Genomic DNA, 18,526 nt, shown 5'->3' on the forward strand with positions numbered 1-18,526 from the left:
GCCTGTCGCTTCCCGGCTCGACAATCCTCTCCCATTTTGACAAGAGATAACCGAAACGGGGAAGACGCCCAAAGGGGACAAGGTCGAACAGCCGCTGTATCGGATGTCCGGCCAATCGGAGAAAGTGAATGACTGACGCCAGCGAGCTGCCTGAACGCGAGAGCATGGAATTCGACGTCGTGATTGTCGGTGGAGGCCCCGCGGGCTTGTCTGCGGCGATCCGGCTGAAGCAGGTCAATCCGGACCTGACGGTGGTCGTGCTGGAAAAGGGCGCTGAAGTCGGAGCGCATATTCTCTCGGGCGCCGTGGTCGATCCCATCGGCATCGACCGGCTGCTGCCCGGCTGGCGCGAAGAGGAGGGTCATCCCTTCAAGACCGAGGTGACGGACGATCACTTCCTCTTCCTCGGTCCCGCCGGCTCCATCCGGCTGCCGAATCTCTTGATGCCGCCGCTGATGAACAATCATGGCAACTACATCGTCTCGCTCGGCAATGTCTGTCGCTGGCTTGCCGAGAAGGCCGAGGCGCTGGGCGTCGAGATCTATCCCGGCTTTGCCGCGACCGAAGTGCTCTATAATGACGAAGGTGCCGTCATCGGCGTCGCCACCGGCGACATGGGCATCGAGAAGAACGGCGAGCCCGGTCCGAACTACACGCGCGGCATGGCGCTGCTCGGCAAATATGTGCTGATCGGCGAGGGCGTGCGTGGCTCGCTGGCCAAGCAGCTGATTGCCCAGTTCGATCTGTCGCGCGACCGCGAGCCGCAGAAGTTCGGCATCGGCATCAAGGAACTCTGGCAGGTCAAGCCCGAGAACCACAAGCAGGGCCTCGTGCAGCATTCCTTCGGCTGGCCGCTCGGCTTCAAGACCGGCGGTGGCTCGTTCCTCTATCATCTCGAGGACAATCTGGTCGCCGTCGGCTTCGTCGTGCACTTGAACTACAAGAATCCCTACCTCTTCCCCTTCGAGGAATTCCAGCGCTTCAAGACGCATCCGGCGATCCGCGGCACCTTCGAGGGCGGCAAGCGCATCTCCTATGGCGCCCGCGCCATCACCGAGGGCGGCTATCAGTCCGTGCCGAAGCTGACCTTCCCCGGTGGGGCGCTGATCGGCTGTTCGGCCGGCTTCGTCAACGTGCCGCGCATCAAGGGCAGCCACAACGCGGTGCTCTCGGGCATATTGGCGGCCGACAAGATCGCCGAAGCCATTGCCGCCGGTCGCGCCAATGACGAGGTCGTCGAGATCGAAAACGAATGGCGTGCCTCCGACATCGGCAAGGACCTGAAGCGGGTGCGCAACGTCAAGCCGCTGTGGTCGAAGTTCGGCACGCTGGTCGGTGTCGGCCTTGGTGGTCTCGATATGTGGACCAACCAGCTCTTTGGCTTCTCCTTCTTCGGCACGCTGAAGCATGGCAAGACCGATGCTGAGAGCCTCGAACCGGCCTCCAAGCACCAGAAGATCGACTATCCGAAGCCGGATGGCGTGCTCACTTTCGACCGTCTGTCCTCGGTGTTCCTGTCGAACACCAATCACGAGGAAGACCAGCCGGTGCATCTCAAGGTCAGGGACATGGCGCTGCAGGTCTCGTCGGAGCACGACATCTTTGCCGGTCCGTCGACGCGCTACTGTCCGGCCGGCGTCTATGAATGGGTGGAGAAGGACGGCAAGGAGACCTACGTCATCAACGCCCAGAACTGCGTCCACTGCAAGACCTGCGACATCAAGGACCCCAACCAGAACATCAACTGGGTTCCGCCGCAGGGCGGCGAAGGGCCTGTTTATCCCAATATGTGATGGCGATGGAGACGACCGGGCGAGACACCTATGCGATCCGTTCCGCCCGGTCGGACGAATTGAGCTTGCTGTCCGCCATCGAGGTGGATGCCTTCTGGGCCTTGCATGACGCCGGCGCCGTCGCCTGCGAGCCGACGTCGCTGCCCATCGGCATTCTGAGGCAGTCGCTCGACGCGGGTCTATTGTTTGTCGCTGTCGATGAGAGGGACCAGCCCTTTGGTTTCCTCGCGGGAATCGTGACAGGCGACACGGTTCATATCGCCGAGATCGATGTCGTGCGGGACTGGCAGAAAAAGGGTGCCGGACGGCTGTTGATGCAAGCGGTCATCGAGAGGGCGCGGACAAGCGGCAGATCGGGCTTGACCCTGACCACGGATCGCCACGTCGCCTTCAACGCGCCATTCTATGCTTCGCTCGGCTTCCGTATCCTGGATGAGGGCGAGCGGTCTGCGGAGCTGACGCGTATCCTGGAAAGAGAGTTCGAACACGGCGCCGATCCGGCCCGCCGGGTTGCGATGGCGCTGCGGTTCTGAGCCAGGGGCGCTCATAGTCGTGGCGAGATTCCGAGGTTCTCGACAATGCGTTGAAGTCGCTTGTCGCGGGTCCAAAGATAGGTTCCGGGTGTGAGCATCGCGGCGGCGGCAAGATGCGCATCGACATAGCCGATTCCGGCACCCTGCAATTTATTGCTCCGGATGAAGTAAAGGACATCGTCATCCGACGCTTTTCCAATCGAGTGCAGCCGTTTCATGCTTTGCATGACGAGATCATACTGTCGCAGATTGCCAAGGCCGATTTCGCCGATGACGAAGGGATGGACAAGGACTTGCTTCTGTTCCAGCAGGGATTGGAGACGAGCGTCCAGCGAATGAAAATGATCGATCCAGATCGATGTATCGACCAGGATCATTCGGCGCCAAACTGACGGCGAGGAGGGGCGGTGATATCAGGTTCCGTACCGCCGAGACGGATCAATGTTCTTGCCGCTTCGCGTTCGACGAGGGCCTTCAATGCTTCGCGCACGATCGCCGAGGTTTCGGCCAAGCCGGTCACTTCGCGTGCATCCGCAAGCAGCTTGTCGTCGATGGCGACCGTGGTTCGCATGGAAATCTCCTTCGTCATCAAAATTAGCATCGGATGATGTCGCTTTCAATGCCGAGGGCCGCCCGTGGGCCGCCCTCTTCCGGTCTTCTGCGAATGGTGCGTCTATTTCCGCGACAGCAATCCGGTCGACAATGCCACGCCCATTCCAGTGACGGCTGCTGCTGCAATCTCCGCCAGGCCGAGCGGCTCGCCGAGCAGCAGTCCGCCGCCGAAGGTGGCGAGGACCGGGGTGATGGCGGTGAAGGCGGCGGCCTGCGTGCCGCCCAGCGCCTGTACGGCAAGACCATAGGCGAGGGTGGCGGCAAGCCCGGAAAGCAGGCCTTGGCTCACGACCTGCAGCCCGATTTCCGGCAGTGGCACCGAGGCGAGCGAGCTGCCGAAGACGAAAGCCAACGCGACATGGATGAGGAACGACCAGGCCGCGATAATGGCGCTTGCCTGAATGGCGTTCAGGCCGGAGCGGCGAAACGCGTGGGTGTAACCGGCCCAGAGCAGGGCGCCGAGCGGCAGCAGCGTGAAGCTCACCCAGGAAACCTCGGCGCCGGAAAGGCTGCGCACCAGAAGAATGACGACGCCGGCGACGATGCCGCCGAGACCGAGCCAGCGGGTGATATCCGGACGCTCGCGAAACAGCAGCACGCCGATCAGCGCGGCCGCCAGCGGCATGGACCCGCCGAGCAGAATGCCGGCCGAGGCGGCGGGCGTGAAGTGGATGGCAAAGGTGGTCAATTGGAAGAAAAGCGCGCCCGAGCCGCAGACCATCAGCGCCAGCAGCTTCAGCGGTATGCCTTTCGGCAACAGTCCCGTGCGCAGCCACACGGGGGAGAGCACCAGCGCCGGAATGCCGTAGCGGATCAGGCCGAGGTCGATCGTGCCCATCTGCGTTTCAGCAGTATGGCGCGTGGCAAGAATCCAGTTGGCCCAGATCAGCACGGTAATGATGGCGCCGGCATAGCCGATCGCGGTGGGCATCGTCTTGCGGGAGGAGAAAGCCAAAGCGGTCATCGACATATCCTTTCTAACCGTCCGGATCATCATCCGGTTGAAGAAAAGATAGCGCCGGAGGCCGAGGCATGTCCTTGCTAGTTATGGCTCAGAGAAAGTGCTATGAGCAATGATCTGCCAATAGAGGCGATGAAAGTTTTTAGAAATGCCAAAATTGGATAAATTCGATATCGCCATCCTCAACTGCCTGCAGGAGGATGCGCGCGCCACCAATGTCGAGATTGCCGAGAAGGTGAATCTTTCGCCGTCGCCCTGTCTGCGGCGCATCCGCAATCTGGAGAAATCCGGTCTCCTGCGCGGTTACCGCGCCGATATCGACCGCAAGGAGGCAGGCCTCGGCTTGACGGTTTTCGTCGAGCTCAAGGTCGGGCATCACTCGAAGGAAAATTCGGAGGCGCAGCAGGCGGCATTGCTCGCCATACCGGAAATCGTCGCCTGTCACCTGATTTCGGGAACGGCCGATTTTCTGGCGGAAGTGGTGGTTGAGGATCTGGCTGCCTATGAGAAGGTGATGTCGGAAAAGCTTTTGGTTCTTCCGGGTATCGTCGATCTGCGCTCGAATTTTGCCATCCGGACCATCAAGACCAATGGCGCGCTGAAGCTGCCGCCGCCAGACTGAAACGGAAAAAGGGCCGCAGCCGGCCCTTTCAATGTCGGTATTTTCGTCGTCAGAGCATCGTGCCGCTGAGGATCAGCAATGCCACGGAGAAGTAGATGACCAGCCCCGTCACGTCGACCAGCGTCGCCACAAAGGGGGCCGAGGCGCTGGCCGGGTCGAGCCGCAGCTTCTGCAGCAGGAACGGCAGCATCGAGCCGGCCAGCGACCCGAAGGTGACGATGCCGATCAGGGCGGCAAAGACCGTGATCCCAACCAGCTGCCAGTGCGGACCGTAGTCGAACAGGCCGATGCTCTGCCACAGCACGATGCGGGCGAAGCCGACCAGGCCGAGGATGGAGCCGAGCACGATGCCGGTCGGCAGTTCGCGCAAGGCGACGCGCCACCAGTCGGACAGCTTGAGTTCGCCGAGCGCCAGCGCCCGGATGATCAGCGAGGTCGCCTGCGAGCCGGAATTGCCGCCCGAGCTCATGATCAGCGGGATGAACAGCGTCAGCACGACGGCCTTTTCCAGCTCGCCTTCGAAATGCTGCATGGCGCTTGCCGTCAGCATCTCGCCGAGGAAGAGGGCGGCGAGCCAGCCGGCGCGCTTGCGGATCATGCCGGCAAAGCCGATCTTCATATAGGGCTGGCCGAGCGCTTCCATGCCGCCGAACTTCTGTGCATCTTCCGTCGTGTCGGCGATCATCGTGTCGATGACGTCGTCGACGGTGACGATGCCCAGCATGCGACAGTTTTCGTCGACCACCGGCAGGGCCAGCAGATCGTGGCGGCGGATGAGGCGGGCGACGTCTTCCTGCTTCATCAGCGGCGGCGCCGTCACCGGCTGGCCTTTCTGCGCGACCGTGAGGATACAGGCATCCGGCTCGCCGGTGATCAGCCGGCGCAGCGTTACGACATGCAGCAGCGCATGCGTCTCGTCGTCCAGCACGTAGATGGCATAGACGGTCTCCCGCGAGCGTTCGACCTGGCGAACGTGATTGAGGGTCTGCGCGACGGTCCAGCTTTGATAGGCGCTGACGAACTCCGTCGTCATGATGCCGCCGGCGGTACGCGGCGGATAGCCCATCAGGCCCTGGATCGCGACGCGGACCGGCTCGTCGAGGCGGGCGAAGAGCCGGCCACGAGTATCGCCATCCAGCTCCAGCAACACGTCGGCGACGCGGTCGTTGGACATGCCATGCAGCAGCCGTGCCGCATCCGCATTGCTCATGGTTGCCAGAATAGCGGAAGCGTTGCGCAGCTCCGGCCGGTCGAGAATACGCACGGCGCGCTCTTCCGGCATCTTGGCGAGGATGCGAGCGGCCTCTTTCGCTTCGATCGCGTTCAGCGACTCAACGCGTTCCGCGATGGTGACGGCGCGGTTGTTATTGATGAATGCACGAGCGGCATTGCCAGCCCGCACGGGAAAGCTGTTGATGTTCATTATAGCTCGCCTTTCCAGTCGATCTGCCGTCGTGGCGGATCGTGGCGAGCCGACAGGAGTCGGTTACTGCACGAAGGCCACTGACGGCAAAGGCAATCGACTACTACTGTCGCTAGGCATCGTAAGATGGCTCCGGTTAATCGGCATGGAAAACGCCGTTCCCCACGTAGGGGCAGAAGTCGCTCCGAAGTGGCGAAAAGTCAAGTGGCGGAGACGGTTAATGCCATAATGTCGCAGTAAAATTTTCTTTGGGCGGCTAACGGTTTGTGCATTGCAGCAACCACTGTTGCAAAAAGGTCGAAAGCAGCGTGGCCGGGCGGCATGCACCCGGCCGTTCGAGCACGTGAAGGCGCTTCAGAAACCAGCCAGAACGACCTTGCCTTTCATCTTTCCCGTCTCGACCAAAGCATGCGCCTTCTTGAGATTGGCGGCGTTGATCGTGCCGAGCGTTTCGGTGAGCGTCGTTCGGATCTTGCCGGTATCGACCAGTTCGGCGACCTTCGTGAGCAACTTGTGCTGTTCGATCATGTCGGCCGTGTTGAAGAGCGGGCGGGTGAACATCAACTCCCAATGGACCGAAACCGATTTGCGCTTGAAGGGGACGATATCGAGCACCTTCGGATCGTCGATCAATCCGAAGCGGCCCTGCGGCGCGATGGTCTCGACGATCGACGCGAGATGATCGCCGGTGTTGGTGGTCGAGAAGACGAAAGCCGGGGCGCCGATGCCGAGGGCGGCGATCTGCGGGGCCAATGGCTTGGCGTGATCGATCACATGATGGGCGCCGAGTTCCTTCACCCATGCCTGGGTTTCCGGCCGCGAGGCGGTGGCGATCACGGTCAGGCCCGTCAGCGCCCGGGCGATCTGGATGGCGACCGAGCCGACGCCACCAGCGCCGCCGATGATGAGAATGGCGTTGGCGGCGCCCGAAACCGGGTGCTGCACCTTGAGGCGATCGAACAGCATCTCATAGGCGGTGATCGAGGTCAGCGGCAGGGCCGCGGCAGCGGCGAAATCGAGGCTCTTCGGTTTGGCGCCGACAATACGCTCATCCACCAGATGAAACTCCGCGTTCGAGCCGCCGCGATGGATGGCGCCGGCATAGAAGACCGCGTCGCCGGGCTTGAACAGGGTGACCTCCGGGCCGGCAGCCTTGACGATACCGGCCGCGTCCCAGCCCAGCACCTTGTATTCGCCGTCAGCGGGAGCGACGCCGGCGCGGACTTTGACATCGACAGGGTTGACGGAGACAGCCCAGATTTCGATCAGCAGATCGCGGCCCTTGGGGTCGGGGATCGGGAGATCGATGTCGACAAGCGACGTTTCGGCGGAAATGGGCTGCGGGATCTTGTAGGCGACGGCACGCATGGCAAAGCTCCTGTCTTCGTTGCACAGGGTCCAGATGCGTCTTATGATCGGATGATGCAAGAATGCACAAATTCTGTACGTAGTACCCAAAAGGATACTGTCGATGTCTCTGCCTCGCGCCAAGCTGGTCAAGAATTTCCCCGGTTGCCCGGTCGAGGCGACGCTGAGCCTGCTCGATGGCAAGTGGAAGGGCGTAATCCTGTTCCATCTGATGGAGGGGACGCTGCGCTTCAATGAGATCCGCCGCAAATTGCCATCGGTGACGCAGCGCATGCTGACGAAGCAGCTACGGGAACTGGAAGTGTCCGGCCTGGTGTCGCGCACCGTGTTCCCGGTGGTGCCGCCACGCGTCGACTATGCGCTGACGCCGCTTGGCGCCAGCTTGGAGCCGATCATCAAGGCGATGGCGGTCTGGGGTGAGGAAAATGTCCTATGTCATGCCGGCAGGCAGGAGCTGCGGCTTTCGCCCGCCTCATGCGCTCCGGCCGCTGCGCTCCAGGGCAACCGATAGGCCGAAGACGGCCAGGCCGAGAACGGAGAGGACCGCGCCGACATAGCCGGTCGCGGCCGCCGTGAAGCCCCAGGAGATCACCAGTCCGCCGAGCCAGGCGCCGAGCGCATTGGCGATGTTGAAGGCGGAATGGTTGGAGGCGGCGGCGAGCGTCTGCGCGTCGGCTGCGACATCCATCAGGCGCGTCTGCACGGCAGGGCAGGCGGCAAAACCGCAGCCGATCAGGAAGACGCAGAGACAGAGCATCACCGGATTGGCGGCGGTCAGCGAAAACAGCGTCATGATGATCACGTTGAAGACCATCATGCCGCCGATCGTGCCCTTGAGCGAGAGGTCGCCCAGACGCGAGCCGACGACATTGCCGACATTCATGCCGATGCCGAAGAGGGCAAGCACGAAGGGCACCATGCTCGCTCCCATACCGGCAACCTGTGTGGTCGTCGTCGCGACATAGCTGAAGATCGAGAACATGCCGCCGAAGCCGACTGCGGCGATGCCGAGCGTCAGCCAGACCTGAATGCGGCGCAAGGCTCCGAGTTCGCGAGTGATGCTGGCGCCTTCCTCGACCTTGTCTTTCGGCAGGAACAGGGCGATGAGCAGCATGGTCACCAGTCCGACGCCGCCGACCATCATGAAGGCGGCCCGCCAGTTCAGGATCTGTCCGAGGAAGGTGGCGATCGGCGTGCCGATCAGCGTGGCGATCGTCAGGCCGAGCATGACCTGGCCGACGGCGCGCACGCGGCGATGAACCGGCACCATAGAGGCCGCAACGAGCGCCGCGACACCGAAATAGGCGCCATGCGGCAGGCCGGTGATGAAGCGCAGCGCCGCGAAGCTTTCGAAAGTCGGGGCGAGGGCGCTGGAGATATTGCCGGCGGCAAAGATCGCCATCATCAGCAAGAGCAGCGTGCGCCGCGCCATTTTCGCCGCGAGAATGGCGATGACCGGCGCACCGACGACGACACCGAGCGCATAGGCGCTGATGACATGGCCGGCCTGTGGGGTGGAGACGCCGAAGGCATTGGCGACCTCGGGCAGCAGGCCCATGATGACGAATTCGCCGGTGCCGATGCCGAAGCTGCCGACGGCGAGCGCCAGCGTCACGAGGGCGATCGCGGTGCGCGACGGCGCCTCGAGCGCGGTTTGGGAATCGACGACGTCGGCGGTGATATCGCTCACGAAAACTCCATGGCGGTGATCATGCGCAAGTGCCGCGAAGCGGGCAGTAAAACCCGGCATGCGGGGTTCGGGCACAGCATAAAATGAAAAGATCGGAAGGCACGAACATGCCTCATGCGATAGTATCGGACAGGCTGTTGCCTCTGTCGCGTGCATTTTTTGCAGCGCAGCATGTCGTTTGGCGCATATGTATCCGGGTCATGCGCCCGCGGCGATTGCCGCGAGCGGCGGCGAATGCTTGAAATCGCCCGCGTTGAAACCATCTGAGAGAGACGGGCGCGGGAAATCGTTCCTTCCCGCGAGACAATCAGGCGCAAAATCCAGAGCATCGATGAAACTGATCGGCTTTTTCAACCGCGACGGCGGCACGTTCAAGACCACGGATATGACCGCTTACGAAACGAGGGCGGAGCAGGTTTTCCGGGATGCCGGCCATGATTTCGAAGGCGTGGTCGTCTCCGGAAACGAGGTCGTCGCCGCCATGGAGCGGGCGGCGCGGCGCGACGATATCGACGGTATCGTCGCCGGCGGCGGTGATGGCACGATTTCCGCCGCAGCGGCCGTCGCCTGGAAAAACGGCGTGGCGCTCGGCGTCATTCCGGCCGGCACCATGAATCTCTTCGCGCGGTCGCTGAAATTGCCGCTGGATATCTGGCAGGTGCTGGAGGTGCTGGCGACCGGCGAGGTGGAGCAGGTCGACATCGGCAGCGCCAATGGCCGGCCTTTCGTTCACCAGTTCTCGGCTGGCCTGCATGCGCGCATGGTGCGCTATCGCAATGGCTATACCTACCGTTCCCGCATCGGCAAAATGTCGGCCAGCACCAGGGCCGCATTGGGCGTTATCGTCAATCCGCCGGAATTCGATGTCGATTTCGAAGCCGAGGGCGTTCGTGAGCGCCGGCATGTTTCGGCGATTTCGGTCTCCAACAATCCGTTCGGCGCCAATGCGTTGCTCTATGCCGACGACCTCCGTAGCGGCGAGCTCGGCTTCTATACGGCAAGACCGCTGCGGCCGCTTGGTGTCGCCCGGCTCGCCGTCGATATGCTGCGCGGTCGGTTTCGCGACAATGCCGACGTCATGGTGATGCATGCGCGCGAGGTGCATCTGCACTTCCCGAAGCTGCGCAGCCTCGCCAATTGCGTCATGGACGGCGAGCTGCTGCCGCTGGAGCGCGACGTTACGCTCAAGCTGCATGCTGGCGAGCTGAAGGTGATGATCCGGCAGGGTACGGCGGCGCGTTCTGCCGAGGAAGAGGCGATCCGCAGTGCGGTCGTCTGACGTTCTTCAAAACCGCGGCAGATAGGTCCGATAATCGAAATCGGAGACGGTGCGCAGGTGGCGGATGGCTTCCTTGCGCTTGGTGTCGCCATAGAGCCTCTGATACCGCTCCCCGAAAATATCGGCGATGAAGGAAGAGGCGCTGAAGCGCTCCACGGCGGTCAGGAAATCATGCGTCAGCCGTGGCGCATCGTTGGGCACATGGCTCGGCGTCGTCTCCTCGCCGGGATCGAGATCACGCTCCAGTCCGAGCAGCATGCCGCCGAGGATCGCCGCCAGCATCAGGTAGGGATTGGCGTCGGCGCCGGCAACGCGATGTTCGATGCGCGCGCCCGGCCCATCCTTTTCGGGGATGCGCACGGCCGTGCCGCGATGGCCGTAACCCCAGGTGAGGTCGACCGGCGCGAAGGAGCCCGGCTGGAAGCGGCGATAGGAATTGGCGAAGGGCGCGAAGACGAGCTGCGCTTCCTGTAGTGTTTGCAGCAGGCCGGCGCAGACTGATTTCAGTTTTACCGGCTCGCCGCCCGCCGCATCGAGGATATTGCGGCCCTGGTCGTCGACGATGCTGGCATGCACATGCAGGCCCGAGCCGGCATGATCGCTATAGGGTTTCGCCATGCAGGTTGATTTCAGGCCATGCTTGCGCGCTGCCTGTTCGGCGACCCGTTTCAGCAGGATGCAGTCGTCGGCGGCGGCAAGGGCATCCGGTCGATGCAGCAGATTGACCTCGAACTGGCCGGGGCCGAATTCCGCTGTCGTCGCGTCGGCCGGGAGGTTCTGCGCCTTGGCATAGGCGCGCAGGGTTTCGAGATAGTCGCCAAGCAGGTCGACGGCATCCATGTCATAGAGCTGATAGCCGTTCGGCTCGCCGCGATAGGTCAGCGCCGGCGGTGGCGAAGGGATGCCGCGCTCGCGCCAGTCGCCGGCGAGAAGATAGAATTCCAGCTCGGTGGCGACGACAGGCGTCAGGCCAAGCGCCTTGTAGCGCTCGAGGACGGAAATGAGGATCGCGCGCGGATCCTGGAAGCTCGGACTGCCGTCGAGTTCGTGCATGGTGGCGAGAACCTGCTTCGAGCCGGCCGGAGCCCAGGGCATGTCGGAGAGCGTGCGCGGATCGGCGACGCAGGTGCCGTCGGGATCGCCGATGGTTAGCGACAGGCCGGTGAGGTCGTCATTGTCGTCGCCCCAGATATCCAGTGACTGCGTCGAGGTCGGCAGGCGCACCGCGCCGGACCAGACCTTCTTTTCCGCTTCGATGGGGATCTGCTTGCCGCGCAGCCGGCCATTCATGTCTGATATCAGCACTTCGATGCGTGCCATACCCTTGGTCGCGTTGTCAGCCGCCATGCCCTTGTCATTCCCCGATGCTCACGTCATGGTCGTAAACGATCGAAGCCAGCCTTTCAATCCGATAGGGATTCTGCAAACGATGTCCGATACTTCCAGCCGCTCCAATCTCGCCGCCATCGATGCTGCTCATCATCTCCATCCCTTTGCTGACATGAAGAAGCTGAATGCCGACGGCGCGCGGATCATCCAAAGTGGCGAGGGGGTCTATATCTTCGACAGCAACGGCCGAAAATATCTCGATGGCTTTGCCGGGCTCTGGTGCGTCAATATCGGCTACGGGCGAACGGAAATTGCCGATGCCGCCATCCGGCAGATGAACGAGCTGCCCTACTACAATACCTTCTTCGGCACGACGACGACGCCGGCGACGCTGCTCTCGGAGAAGGTCTGCGCCCATGCCGGGCCGCATTTCAACCATGTCTTCTTCACCAATTCGGGCTCGGAAGCCAACGACACCTGGTTCCGCATGGCGCGCGTCTATTGGAGCGCCGTGGGCAAGCCGACGAAGAAGGCGGTGATCGCCCGCCGTAACGGCTACCATGGGTCCACCGTCGCGGGTGCCAGCATGGGCGGCATGAAATACATGCATGAGCAGGGCGATTTGCCGATCCCCGGCGTCGTTCATATCGGCCAGCCCTATTGGTACGGCGAAGGCGGGGATCTCTCGCCGGACGAGTTCGGCCTCAAGGTCGCCCGCGAGCTGGAGGAAAAGATCGACGAGCTGGGCGAGGACAATGTCGCGGCCTTCATCGCCGAACCGGTGCAGGGCGCCGGCGGCGTCATCATTCCGCCGGCGACCTACTGGCCGGAAATCGCCTGCATCTGCAAGGCGAGGAACATTTTGCTGGTCTGCGACGAGGTGATCTGCGGCTTCGGAAGGCTCGGTTCCTGGTTCGGCTATCAGCATTTCGCGGTCGAGCCCGATCTCGCGCCGATCGCCAAGGGCCTGTCATCGGGCTATCTGCCGATCGGCGGGGTGCTGGTCAGCGATCGCGTCGCCGATGTGCTGATCAACGATGTCGGCGAGTTCAATCATGGCTTTACCTATTCCGGCCATCCGGTCTGCGCCGCAGCCGCGCTGGAAAATCTTCGCATTATCGAGGATGAGCGGCTGATCGAGCGCGTCCGCGACGATATCGGCCCCTATTTCGCCAAAGCCTGGGGCAGTCTCGCCGATCACGACATGGTGGGCGAAGCGGTGAGCATCGGGCTGATGGGCGCGCTCCAACTTGCCGCCGACAAATCCACCCGCCGCCGCTTCGAAAAGCCGGATGCCATCGGTTCGGCCGTGCGCAACCACGCCTTGACCAACGGTCTCGTCCTGCGCGCCACTGCCGACCGCATGCTGGCCTCGCCGCCGCTGATTATCAGTCGTGACGAGGTGGACGCCATGGTGCGCATCACACGGCTGGCGCTCGATGCGGTATGGGCGGCGGTAAAGGGCTAGTCAGCCCTGGCCGTCGTGGGAGGCGCATCCCATTTGCCTGCCCTGTGCAGGGCAAGCGTCAGCGCCGCGACATGGATGACCTGGATCATCTTGCCTTCCAGCGCCAGCTCGACCGCCTGCCGGATCGGCATGCGGACGAGGCGGATGCGCTCCGTCGGATCGTCCGCCGGCCTGGCCGTGAGTTCGACATTGCGGGCGAGCACGATATGGCAAAGATTGGTGTGGGTGGCCGGATTGGCGGCTAGGCTGCCGACATGTTCCCAATCGGCGGCGGACAGGCCGGTCTCTTCCCGCAACTCCCGCGCCGCCGTCTCGATCGGGCTGGCATCGCTCGCATCCACCGCTCCGCCGGGAAGCTCCAGCGCGACCACGCCGAGACCGTGGCGATATTGCTGGACGAGATAGATGTTGTCCTCGGCATCGAGGGCTATCACTTGTACCCAATCAGGATATTCCAGCACGTAATAGGGCGCGATCTCGATGCCTTCCGCCGTCACGCAGCTATCGGCCCTGACCTTCAGCCAGCGGTCGCGATGCACATATTCGGAGCTCTTGACCTGCCAGGGCGGCAGATCCGCTATAGCGTTGACGATGCTTGACGGTCTGTCGGTCGGGTCCATGCGTGCTTCCCGCGCTTATTTCGGATAGATCCAACAATAGGCGAAAGAAGCCATGTCGCCAGCTTTGCCGTGGATATAGGGTAGATCCATGAGCCTGATGTCGGGTGTCGCATATTGCGGGCCGAGCGTGTCATGCAGCCAGCTCGTCAACATTGCCGGCATCGCCGCATCGTTCGGCCCCGGCCGCCAGGCAACGAGGATCGGCCTGTCGGCGGTCCACTGGTAATCGGCCTTCAGGTTTCCGAAGAAGAGCGACATGGTCGGCACGTCGGGCAATTGCAGATGCAGGTTGCCGCCCGGCAGCCAAGTGTCCGTCAGCACCAGTCCGGGCCGTTTGCCCTCCGCCGCCACGACCTGCCGCACGAAGGCGGGGTAGGGGGTGTTGTAGTGATCGTAGGAGCCGAAGAGCGTCGGAAACACGACGCGGGCGAGCAGCAGCGCCGGGATAACCAGCATCATCACCAGCGGGATATAGACGAAACGCCTGCAAAAATCCGCCGGCTTGACGCCGGCCAGTTCCATCTTCAGGCAGAGATAGATCGGCATGAGGAAGAGGAAGGGCAGCAGCCAGCGGTCGCGCAGCGCCGTCATGCCGATCGTGACGATCAGGACCAGCACCAAAAGGCCGATGACGACGAACAGCACGTCGAAGAAACGCGTCCACTCGTTCGATTGCCGCAAGCTGCCGAAGAAGGTCCTGCCGAAGACGAGCGCATAGACGGCGAGCGTCGGCGCGCAGATCACCACGACCAGCTTCACGAATTCCAGCGGCCCCTTCACCAGCTTGGAGAAGACGCCCTTGGGCGCATCCTGCTCCATGATCCCCAGCGTGCGGCCGGAAGCGATGTCGAGATTGTGGATCAGCCAGAGCCCATGCGGCAGGAAGATCAGCGCAGCGAACAGCAGGGTGAGCAACAGGCGCTTGTCGAAGACGCGTGCCCGGCCTTGCGGATGCATCAGCACGGCGACGATGGCGGCGGCAGCAAGCAGGACGAAATTATACTTCGACAGCATGCCGAGGCCGAGGGCGATGCCGGTGAATATGTAAGCACCGGCACTCGGCGCCTTCAGCGTGCGCACTATTCCGTAGAGAAACAGGTTGATGGTCAGGAGCTGCATGACCGTATGCGTAAGGTCACGCTGCGCCTCCCAGAAGAGCTGCGGGATCGTCAGCAGCGACAATGTGGCGATCGCCGCGAAGAGCTTGTCCGACAGGATCTCCCTGGCCAGTCTGTAATAGCTGACATAGACCAGGAACAGGATGACGTTCTTGACGATGGAGATCGCCGCCAGCGACAGTCCGAAGGCGGAGACCGTGAGCGTCTGTATCCAGTTGTAGAGCGGCGGCTGGGAATCGTAGCCGAGCGTCAGCCACTGCGAGAACAATGCCTGCTGCGATTCATCGAAGCGCAGGCCGTAGGGCATCGTCAGCCGCACCGCGAATTCCAGAAGAAAGTAACCGGCAAGCAGGAGGAGGATAGCATCTGGCCGGCGGACCAGAAGTCTATGCATCCACATCGTTCCGATCGAATATCTTGCGCACGATATAGTTCGGCGAGAGATCGTCGCGATAATAGATGCGCGCGATCATTTCCGAGAGAATGCCGGTCGTGATCATCTGCACCGACGACAGCAGCAGCACGACGCCGACCAGCAGCAGCGGCCGGTTGCCGATATCGTCGCCGAAGATGAACTTGGCGATGAAGAGCCAGAGCAGGATCAGCCCGGCGAGCGCTCCTAGGCCAAGGCCGAGCGAGCCGAAGAAATGACCCGGTCGCGCCTTGTAGCGCATGAAGAACATCACCGACAGCAGGTCGAGGATGACGCGGAAGGTGCGCGATATCCCGTACTTCGATGTGCCGTGCTGGCGGGCGTGATGCGTGACCGGGACTTCGCCGATGCGCGAGCTCGGCACGACGCCGGCGACCCAGGCGGGGATGAAACGGTGCATCTCGCCCATCAGCTTCACCTGCTTGATGATCGAGGCGCGGTAGATCTTCAGGCTGCAGCCATAATCATGCAGCTTGACGCCGGTGATGCGACCGATGAGGTAATTGGCGCACCAGGAAGGGATCTTGCGCAGCAGCAACCCGTCCTGGCGGTTCTTGCGCCAGCCGACGAGCAGGTCGAGCTGCCGGCGTTCCAGCTCCTCGACCATCGAAGGGATATCCTTCGGATCGTTCTGCAGGTCGCCGTCCATGGTGGCGATCAGCCGGCCAGCGGCGGCATCGATGCCGGCCTGCATGGCGGCGGTCTGGCCGAAATTGCGCTGGAGCTCGACGATGCTCAGCGTCAGTCCCTCGCGTCCGAGCGAGCGGCGCGCGTTGACGAGCGTGGCATCCGTGCTGCCGTCATCGACCAGGATCAGTTCCCACGGCCTGGCGAAGCCCGCCATGGCCGAACAGATGCGTTCGATCAGCGGTCCGACGCTTTCTTCCTCGTTAAAGACAGGCACGACCAGCGAAAGCTCCAAAGCGCTTGCCGTATCGGTCAGGGGGCGGGTCGACTCTGCCGTTGTCTGCAACTCTTCTTTCTCCTAAAAGACCGGCAGAACCGGCCGGACGGAACGAGCGACATGTCCGGCATCAGCCTCCGCTCGCACTGGGTGCCCTAACTACATGAAGACTCCGATGGTTGCCAGCCGACAGAATTGGTTTATTCGCAACCGAATGACGCTGCTGACGCTTGCCGTCGTGCTCGCCTATGCCGCCTTCATCGAATGGTTCTGGGGCTGGAGCTCGATCCTGGCGCAATGGGGCAAGGTCGGCGCCTTGCCCATCCTCCTCGCACTGGCGCTTCTGACTGGCACCTATTTCCTGCGCACCTGGCGCATCTACGATTATTTCCCGAAGGAGACCGGCGGCCATTTCGCCGCGCTCTTCCGCGTGACGCAGGTTCACAATCTCCTCAACATCATGATGCCCTTCCGCACCGGCGAGACCAGTTTCCCGGTACTGATGCGCTCCGAATTCGGCATTCCGCTGGCGCGAGGAACCTCGGCGCTGTTCGTCATGCGGCTGCTCGACCTGCATGCGTTGCTGGCCGCAGCCGGCATCGGCCTCGCGCTTGCGTCTCCCTACCGCATGCTGGCCTGGATCGGCTGGCTCGCCTTCCTGCTCCTGCCGGTCGCGGGCTTTGCCCTGCGCCGCCCTCTGATCCGCCTTGCCGCGAAGCTATTGCCGAAGAAGATGCAGGGCCTAGTGCATGAGCTGGAACGCGGCCTGCCGGCCAATGCCGGCGCCTTTGCCCGCGCCTGGCTGACGACGGTGGTCAACTGGCTGGTGAAGGTGGCCGTGCTCGCCTGGTCACTCGGCCTGATGAACGTGACGCCGCTTTCGGCGAGCTTCGGCGGGGCGCTCGGCGGCGAGCTGTCGTCGGTGCTGCCGGTGCATGCGCCGGGCGGTGTCGGCACCTATCCGGCCGGTATCACGGCTGGGGCCATGGCCTTTGGGGCATCGAGCGCAAAGGCGGCAATCGACAATCTGGCGCAGGCCAGCATCAACGCGCATCTCCTGATCATCGTCTCGGCGCTGACGGGCACGGCGCTCGGGCTGCTCGTTTCCAGAAAACGCTCCTGAACGGACTTACGGTCGGGGTTTGCTGACAAGCTCCGCCAGCCGGTTGCGAAGAAAGGCCTGTTCGGGCGCCTGCCGGCAGAGTGAAAGCGCCGTTTCATAGGATTGCCTTGCCTCCTCGGTGCGGCCAAGTTGGCGCAGGAAATCGGCCCTGGCGGCATGGGCCAGGTGATAGCGCGCCATTCGCTCCTCGCCGAGCAGGCTATCGACGATATCGAGCCCGGCCGCCGGCCCTTGGCACATCGAGACGGCCACGGCCCGGTTGAGCTCGATCACCGGGGATGGATGGGCCAGCAGCAGCAGATCGTAGAGCGTCACGATCTGCCGCCAGTTCGTTTCTTCCGGCGTTGCGGCCCGCGCATGTTCGGCGGCGATGGCCGCCTGCAGGGCATAGTTGCCGACGCTTTCGGCCGCCATGGCCTCGGCCGCAAGCGCGAGACCCTCGTCGATCTTCACCGTATCCCAGAGCGTGCGATCCTGTTCGGCAAGCAGGACGAGATCGCCGGAGGCGCTTGTCCGCGCCGACCGCCGTGAATCCTGCAGCAGCATGATCGCCAGCAGGCCGGCGGCTTCCGGATCGGGCAGAAGCGTCAGGAGCAGGCGACCGAGCCGGATTGCCTCGGCGGCGATATCCGCGCGCACGATCGCCGCGCCGGAAGAGGCGGAATAGCCCTCGTTGAAGACCAGATAGATGACATGCAGCACCTGCGCCAATCGCTCGGGCAATTCGGCCCTGGCGGGGACTTCGTAGGGAATATGGGCAGCGCGGATGCGGTTCTTGGCGCGGACGATGCGCTGGGCGACGGTGGGGGCGGGAACGAGGAAGGCATGGGCGATCTCTTCCGTCGTCAGGCCGCAGACCTCCCGCAGCGCCATTGCCATCTGCGCCTCGGCGGGGATCAGCGGATGGCAGCAGGTGAAGACCAGCCGCAGCATGTCATCCTCGATCTCCTCGTTTTCGGCGATCTCCATGATTTCGCCCTCCGGATAAAGACGGTCGGCGATATCGGCCCTGGACGTGTCGAACCGCGCCCTCCGGCGGATATGGTCGATGGCCCGGAAGCGTCCGGTCGAGACCAGCCAGGCATAGGGATTGGCCGGGATAGTCTCCGGCGTCCATTGCTGGGCGGCGGCCATGAAGGCATCGTGCAGCGCCTCTTCCGCCCGGTCGAAATCCCCTAGCAGCCGGATTAGCGTTGCCAGCACGCGGCGCGACTGGTTGCGGTAGATATCGTCGATGGTTGCGTTCAGGG

Annotated in this window: 18 protein-coding genes; 7 read left to right on the top strand and 11 right to left on the bottom strand. The window is 62.9% G+C overall.

The window, feature by feature from the left end:
- Nucleotides 1-128: 128 nt before the first annotated feature.
- Nucleotides 129-1,793, top strand: coding sequence for an electron transfer flavoprotein-ubiquinone oxidoreductase (locus tag FHX11_RS08765; RefSeq protein ID WP_184357042.1), 1,665 nt, complete (start codon nucleotides 129-131; stop codon nucleotides 1,791-1,793).
- Nucleotides 1,793-2,326: a GNAT family N-acetyltransferase gene (locus FHX11_RS08770; RefSeq protein WP_348649690.1), complete on the top strand. Its 534-nt coding sequence runs from the start codon at nucleotides 1,793-1,795 to the stop codon at nucleotides 2,324-2,326. The genes FHX11_RS08765 and FHX11_RS08770 overlap by 1 nt, the downstream gene beginning before the upstream one ends.
- A gap of 11 nt (nucleotides 2,327-2,337) precedes the next feature.
- On the opposite strand, the gene FHX11_RS08775 is transcribed toward FHX11_RS08770, so the two are convergent.
- From FHX11_RS08775 to FHX11_RS08785, 3 genes are all read right to left on the bottom strand, one after another.
- Nucleotides 2,338-2,703 carry a PIN domain-containing protein gene (locus tag FHX11_RS08775; RefSeq protein ID WP_184357045.1) on the bottom strand — a complete coding sequence of 122 codons (366 nt, stop codon included), beginning with the start codon at nucleotides 2,701-2,703 and terminating at the stop codon, nucleotides 2,338-2,340.
- A complete protein-coding gene (locus FHX11_RS08780; RefSeq protein WP_184357047.1) occupies nucleotides 2,700-2,897 on the bottom strand; it encodes a type II toxin-antitoxin system VapB family antitoxin in 198 nt (65 codons plus the stop codon). The genes FHX11_RS08775 and FHX11_RS08780 overlap by 4 nt, the downstream gene beginning before the upstream one ends.
- 102 nt (nucleotides 2,898-2,999) lie before the next feature.
- Nucleotides 3,000-3,902, bottom strand: coding sequence for a DMT family transporter (locus FHX11_RS08785; RefSeq protein WP_184357049.1), 903 nt, complete (start codon nucleotides 3,900-3,902; stop codon nucleotides 3,000-3,002).
- A gap of 145 nt (nucleotides 3,903-4,047) precedes the next feature.
- Between FHX11_RS08785 and FHX11_RS08790 the strand changes: the two genes are divergently transcribed.
- The gene (locus FHX11_RS08790) at nucleotides 4,048-4,521 is read left to right on the top strand and encodes an Lrp/AsnC family transcriptional regulator (protein WP_184357051.1); all 474 of its coding nucleotides are present in this window, start codon (nucleotides 4,048-4,050) and stop codon (nucleotides 4,519-4,521) included.
- Nucleotides 4,522-4,570: 49 nt separating this feature from the next.
- Here the strand turns inward: FHX11_RS08790 and mgtE are convergent, their stop codons facing one another.
- Both mgtE and FHX11_RS08800 read right to left on the bottom strand, forming a co-directional pair.
- The gene (gene mgtE, locus FHX11_RS08795; protein ID WP_184357053.1) at nucleotides 4,571-5,944 is read right to left on the bottom strand and encodes a magnesium transporter; all 1,374 of its coding nucleotides are present in this window, start codon (nucleotides 5,942-5,944) and stop codon (nucleotides 4,571-4,573) included.
- A 354-nt stretch (nucleotides 5,945-6,298) separates the two neighbouring features.
- Nucleotides 6,299-7,312: a zinc-binding alcohol dehydrogenase family protein gene (locus tag FHX11_RS08800; protein WP_184357055.1), complete on the bottom strand. Its 1,014-nt coding sequence runs from the start codon at nucleotides 7,310-7,312 to the stop codon at nucleotides 6,299-6,301.
- Nucleotides 7,313-7,415: 103 nt separating this feature from the next.
- On the opposite strand from FHX11_RS08800, the gene FHX11_RS08805 reads away from it, so the two are divergent.
- Nucleotides 7,416-7,823 (top strand): helix-turn-helix domain-containing protein, encoded by a 408-nt coding sequence (locus tag FHX11_RS08805; protein WP_184357057.1) that lies wholly within the window; start codon nucleotides 7,416-7,418, stop codon nucleotides 7,821-7,823.
- Here FHX11_RS08805 and FHX11_RS08810 read toward each other — a convergent pair.
- Nucleotides 7,785-9,002 (bottom strand): MFS transporter, encoded by a 1,218-nt coding sequence (locus tag FHX11_RS08810; RefSeq protein ID WP_184357059.1) that lies wholly within the window; start codon nucleotides 9,000-9,002, stop codon nucleotides 7,785-7,787. The two genes, FHX11_RS08805 and FHX11_RS08810, sit on opposite strands and share 39 nt — an antisense overlap.
- Before the next feature lie 331 nt (nucleotides 9,003-9,333).
- On the opposite strand from FHX11_RS08810, the gene FHX11_RS08815 reads away from it, so the two are divergent.
- On the top strand, nucleotides 9,334-10,281 hold the full coding sequence (locus tag FHX11_RS08815; RefSeq protein ID WP_184357061.1) for a diacylglycerol kinase family protein: 948 nt from the start codon (nucleotides 9,334-9,336) through the stop codon (nucleotides 10,279-10,281).
- A gap of 6 nt (nucleotides 10,282-10,287) precedes the next feature.
- Here FHX11_RS08815 and FHX11_RS08820 read toward each other — a convergent pair whose 3' ends face one another.
- Complete coding sequence (locus FHX11_RS08820) at nucleotides 10,288-11,628, bottom strand: glutamine synthetase family protein (protein ID WP_184357063.1); 1,341 nt, start codon at nucleotides 11,626-11,628, stop codon at nucleotides 10,288-10,290.
- Nucleotides 11,629-11,710: 82 nt separating this feature from the next.
- Between FHX11_RS08820 and FHX11_RS08825 the strand changes: the two genes are divergently transcribed.
- Nucleotides 11,711-13,078 carry an aspartate aminotransferase family protein gene (locus FHX11_RS08825; protein ID WP_184357065.1) on the top strand — a complete coding sequence of 456 codons (1,368 nt, stop codon included), beginning with the start codon at nucleotides 11,711-11,713 and terminating at the stop codon, nucleotides 13,076-13,078.
- On the opposite strand, the gene FHX11_RS08830 is transcribed toward FHX11_RS08825, so the two are convergent.
- From FHX11_RS08830 to FHX11_RS08840, 3 genes are read right to left on the bottom strand one after another with little or no spacing between them, the layout of a single operon-like run.
- Nucleotides 13,075-13,698 (bottom strand): NUDIX hydrolase, encoded by a 624-nt coding sequence (locus FHX11_RS08830; protein WP_184357068.1) that lies wholly within the window; start codon nucleotides 13,696-13,698, stop codon nucleotides 13,075-13,077. The two genes, FHX11_RS08825 and FHX11_RS08830, sit on opposite strands and share 4 nt — an antisense overlap.
- Before the next feature lie 15 nt (nucleotides 13,699-13,713).
- Nucleotides 13,714-15,210 (bottom strand): glycosyltransferase family 39 protein, encoded by a 1,497-nt coding sequence (locus tag FHX11_RS08835; RefSeq protein ID WP_184357070.1) that lies wholly within the window; start codon nucleotides 15,208-15,210, stop codon nucleotides 13,714-13,716.
- Nucleotides 15,203-16,222 carry a glycosyltransferase family 2 protein gene (locus tag FHX11_RS08840; RefSeq protein ID WP_184357072.1) on the bottom strand — a complete coding sequence of 340 codons (1,020 nt, stop codon included), beginning with the start codon at nucleotides 16,220-16,222 and terminating at the stop codon, nucleotides 15,203-15,205. The genes FHX11_RS08835 and FHX11_RS08840 overlap by 8 nt, the downstream gene beginning before the upstream one ends.
- Before the next feature lie 94 nt (nucleotides 16,223-16,316).
- Between FHX11_RS08840 and FHX11_RS08845 the strand changes: the two genes are divergently transcribed.
- Nucleotides 16,317-17,276: a lysylphosphatidylglycerol synthase domain-containing protein gene (locus FHX11_RS08845; protein WP_184357074.1), complete on the top strand. Its 960-nt coding sequence runs from the start codon at nucleotides 16,317-16,319 to the stop codon at nucleotides 17,274-17,276.
- 6 nt (nucleotides 17,277-17,282) lie between these two features.
- Here FHX11_RS08845 and FHX11_RS08850 read toward each other — a convergent pair whose 3' ends face one another.
- On the bottom strand, nucleotides 17,283-18,524 hold the full coding sequence (locus tag FHX11_RS08850; RefSeq protein ID WP_184357531.1) for an RNA polymerase sigma factor: 1,242 nt from the start codon (nucleotides 18,522-18,524) through the stop codon (nucleotides 17,283-17,285).
- Nucleotides 18,525-18,526 lie beyond the last annotated feature (2 nt).

Source organism: Rhizobium sp. BK602 (assembly GCF_014195095.1).
In the GTDB taxonomy this organism is placed as follows: Bacteria; Pseudomonadota; Alphaproteobacteria; order Rhizobiales; family Rhizobiaceae; genus Rhizobium.

Excerpts from the sequence above, each read along its gene's own strand:
- FHX11_RS08800 (WP_184357055.1), bottom strand. The coding sequence starts at position 7,312 with ATGCGTGCCGTCGCCTACAAGATCCCGCAGCCCATTTCCGCCGAAACG.
- FHX11_RS08825 (WP_184357065.1), top strand. The coding sequence starts at position 11,711 with ATGTCCGATACTTCCAGCCGCTCCAATCTCGCCGCCATCGATGCTGCT.
- FHX11_RS08835 (WP_184357070.1), bottom strand. The coding sequence starts at position 15,210 with ATGCATAGACTTCTGGTCCGCCGGCCAGATGCTATCCTCCTCCTGCTT.
- FHX11_RS08805 (WP_184357057.1), top strand. The coding sequence starts at position 7,416 with ATGTCTCTGCCTCGCGCCAAGCTGGTCAAGAATTTCCCCGGTTGCCCG.
- FHX11_RS08780 (WP_184357047.1), bottom strand. The coding sequence starts at position 2,897 with ATGCGAACCACGGTCGCCATCGACGACAAGCTGCTTGCGGATGCACGC.
- mgtE (WP_184357053.1), bottom strand. The coding sequence starts at position 5,944 with ATGAACATCAACAGCTTTCCCGTGCGGGCTGGCAATGCCGCTCGTGCA.
- FHX11_RS08820 (WP_184357063.1), bottom strand. The coding sequence starts at position 11,628 with ATGGCGGCTGACAACGCGACCAAGGGTATGGCACGCATCGAAGTGCTG.
- FHX11_RS08830 (WP_184357068.1), bottom strand. The coding sequence starts at position 13,698 with ATGGACCCGACCGACAGACCGTCAAGCATCGTCAACGCTATAGCGGAT.
- FHX11_RS08785 (WP_184357049.1), bottom strand. The coding sequence starts at position 3,902 with ATGACCGCTTTGGCTTTCTCCTCCCGCAAGACGATGCCCACCGCGATC.
- FHX11_RS08775 (WP_184357045.1), bottom strand. The coding sequence starts at position 2,703 with ATGATCCTGGTCGATACATCGATCTGGATCGATCATTTTCATTCGCTG.
- FHX11_RS08765 (WP_184357042.1), top strand. The coding sequence starts at position 129 with ATGACTGACGCCAGCGAGCTGCCTGAACGCGAGAGCATGGAATTCGAC.
- FHX11_RS08790 (WP_184357051.1), top strand. The coding sequence starts at position 4,048 with ATGCCAAAATTGGATAAATTCGATATCGCCATCCTCAACTGCCTGCAG.
- FHX11_RS08815 (WP_184357061.1), top strand. The coding sequence starts at position 9,334 with ATGAAACTGATCGGCTTTTTCAACCGCGACGGCGGCACGTTCAAGACC.
- FHX11_RS08770 (WP_348649690.1), top strand. The coding sequence starts at position 1,793 with ATGGCGATGGAGACGACCGGGCGAGACACCTATGCGATCCGTTCCGCC.
- FHX11_RS08845 (WP_184357074.1), top strand. The coding sequence starts at position 16,317 with ATGAAGACTCCGATGGTTGCCAGCCGACAGAATTGGTTTATTCGCAAC.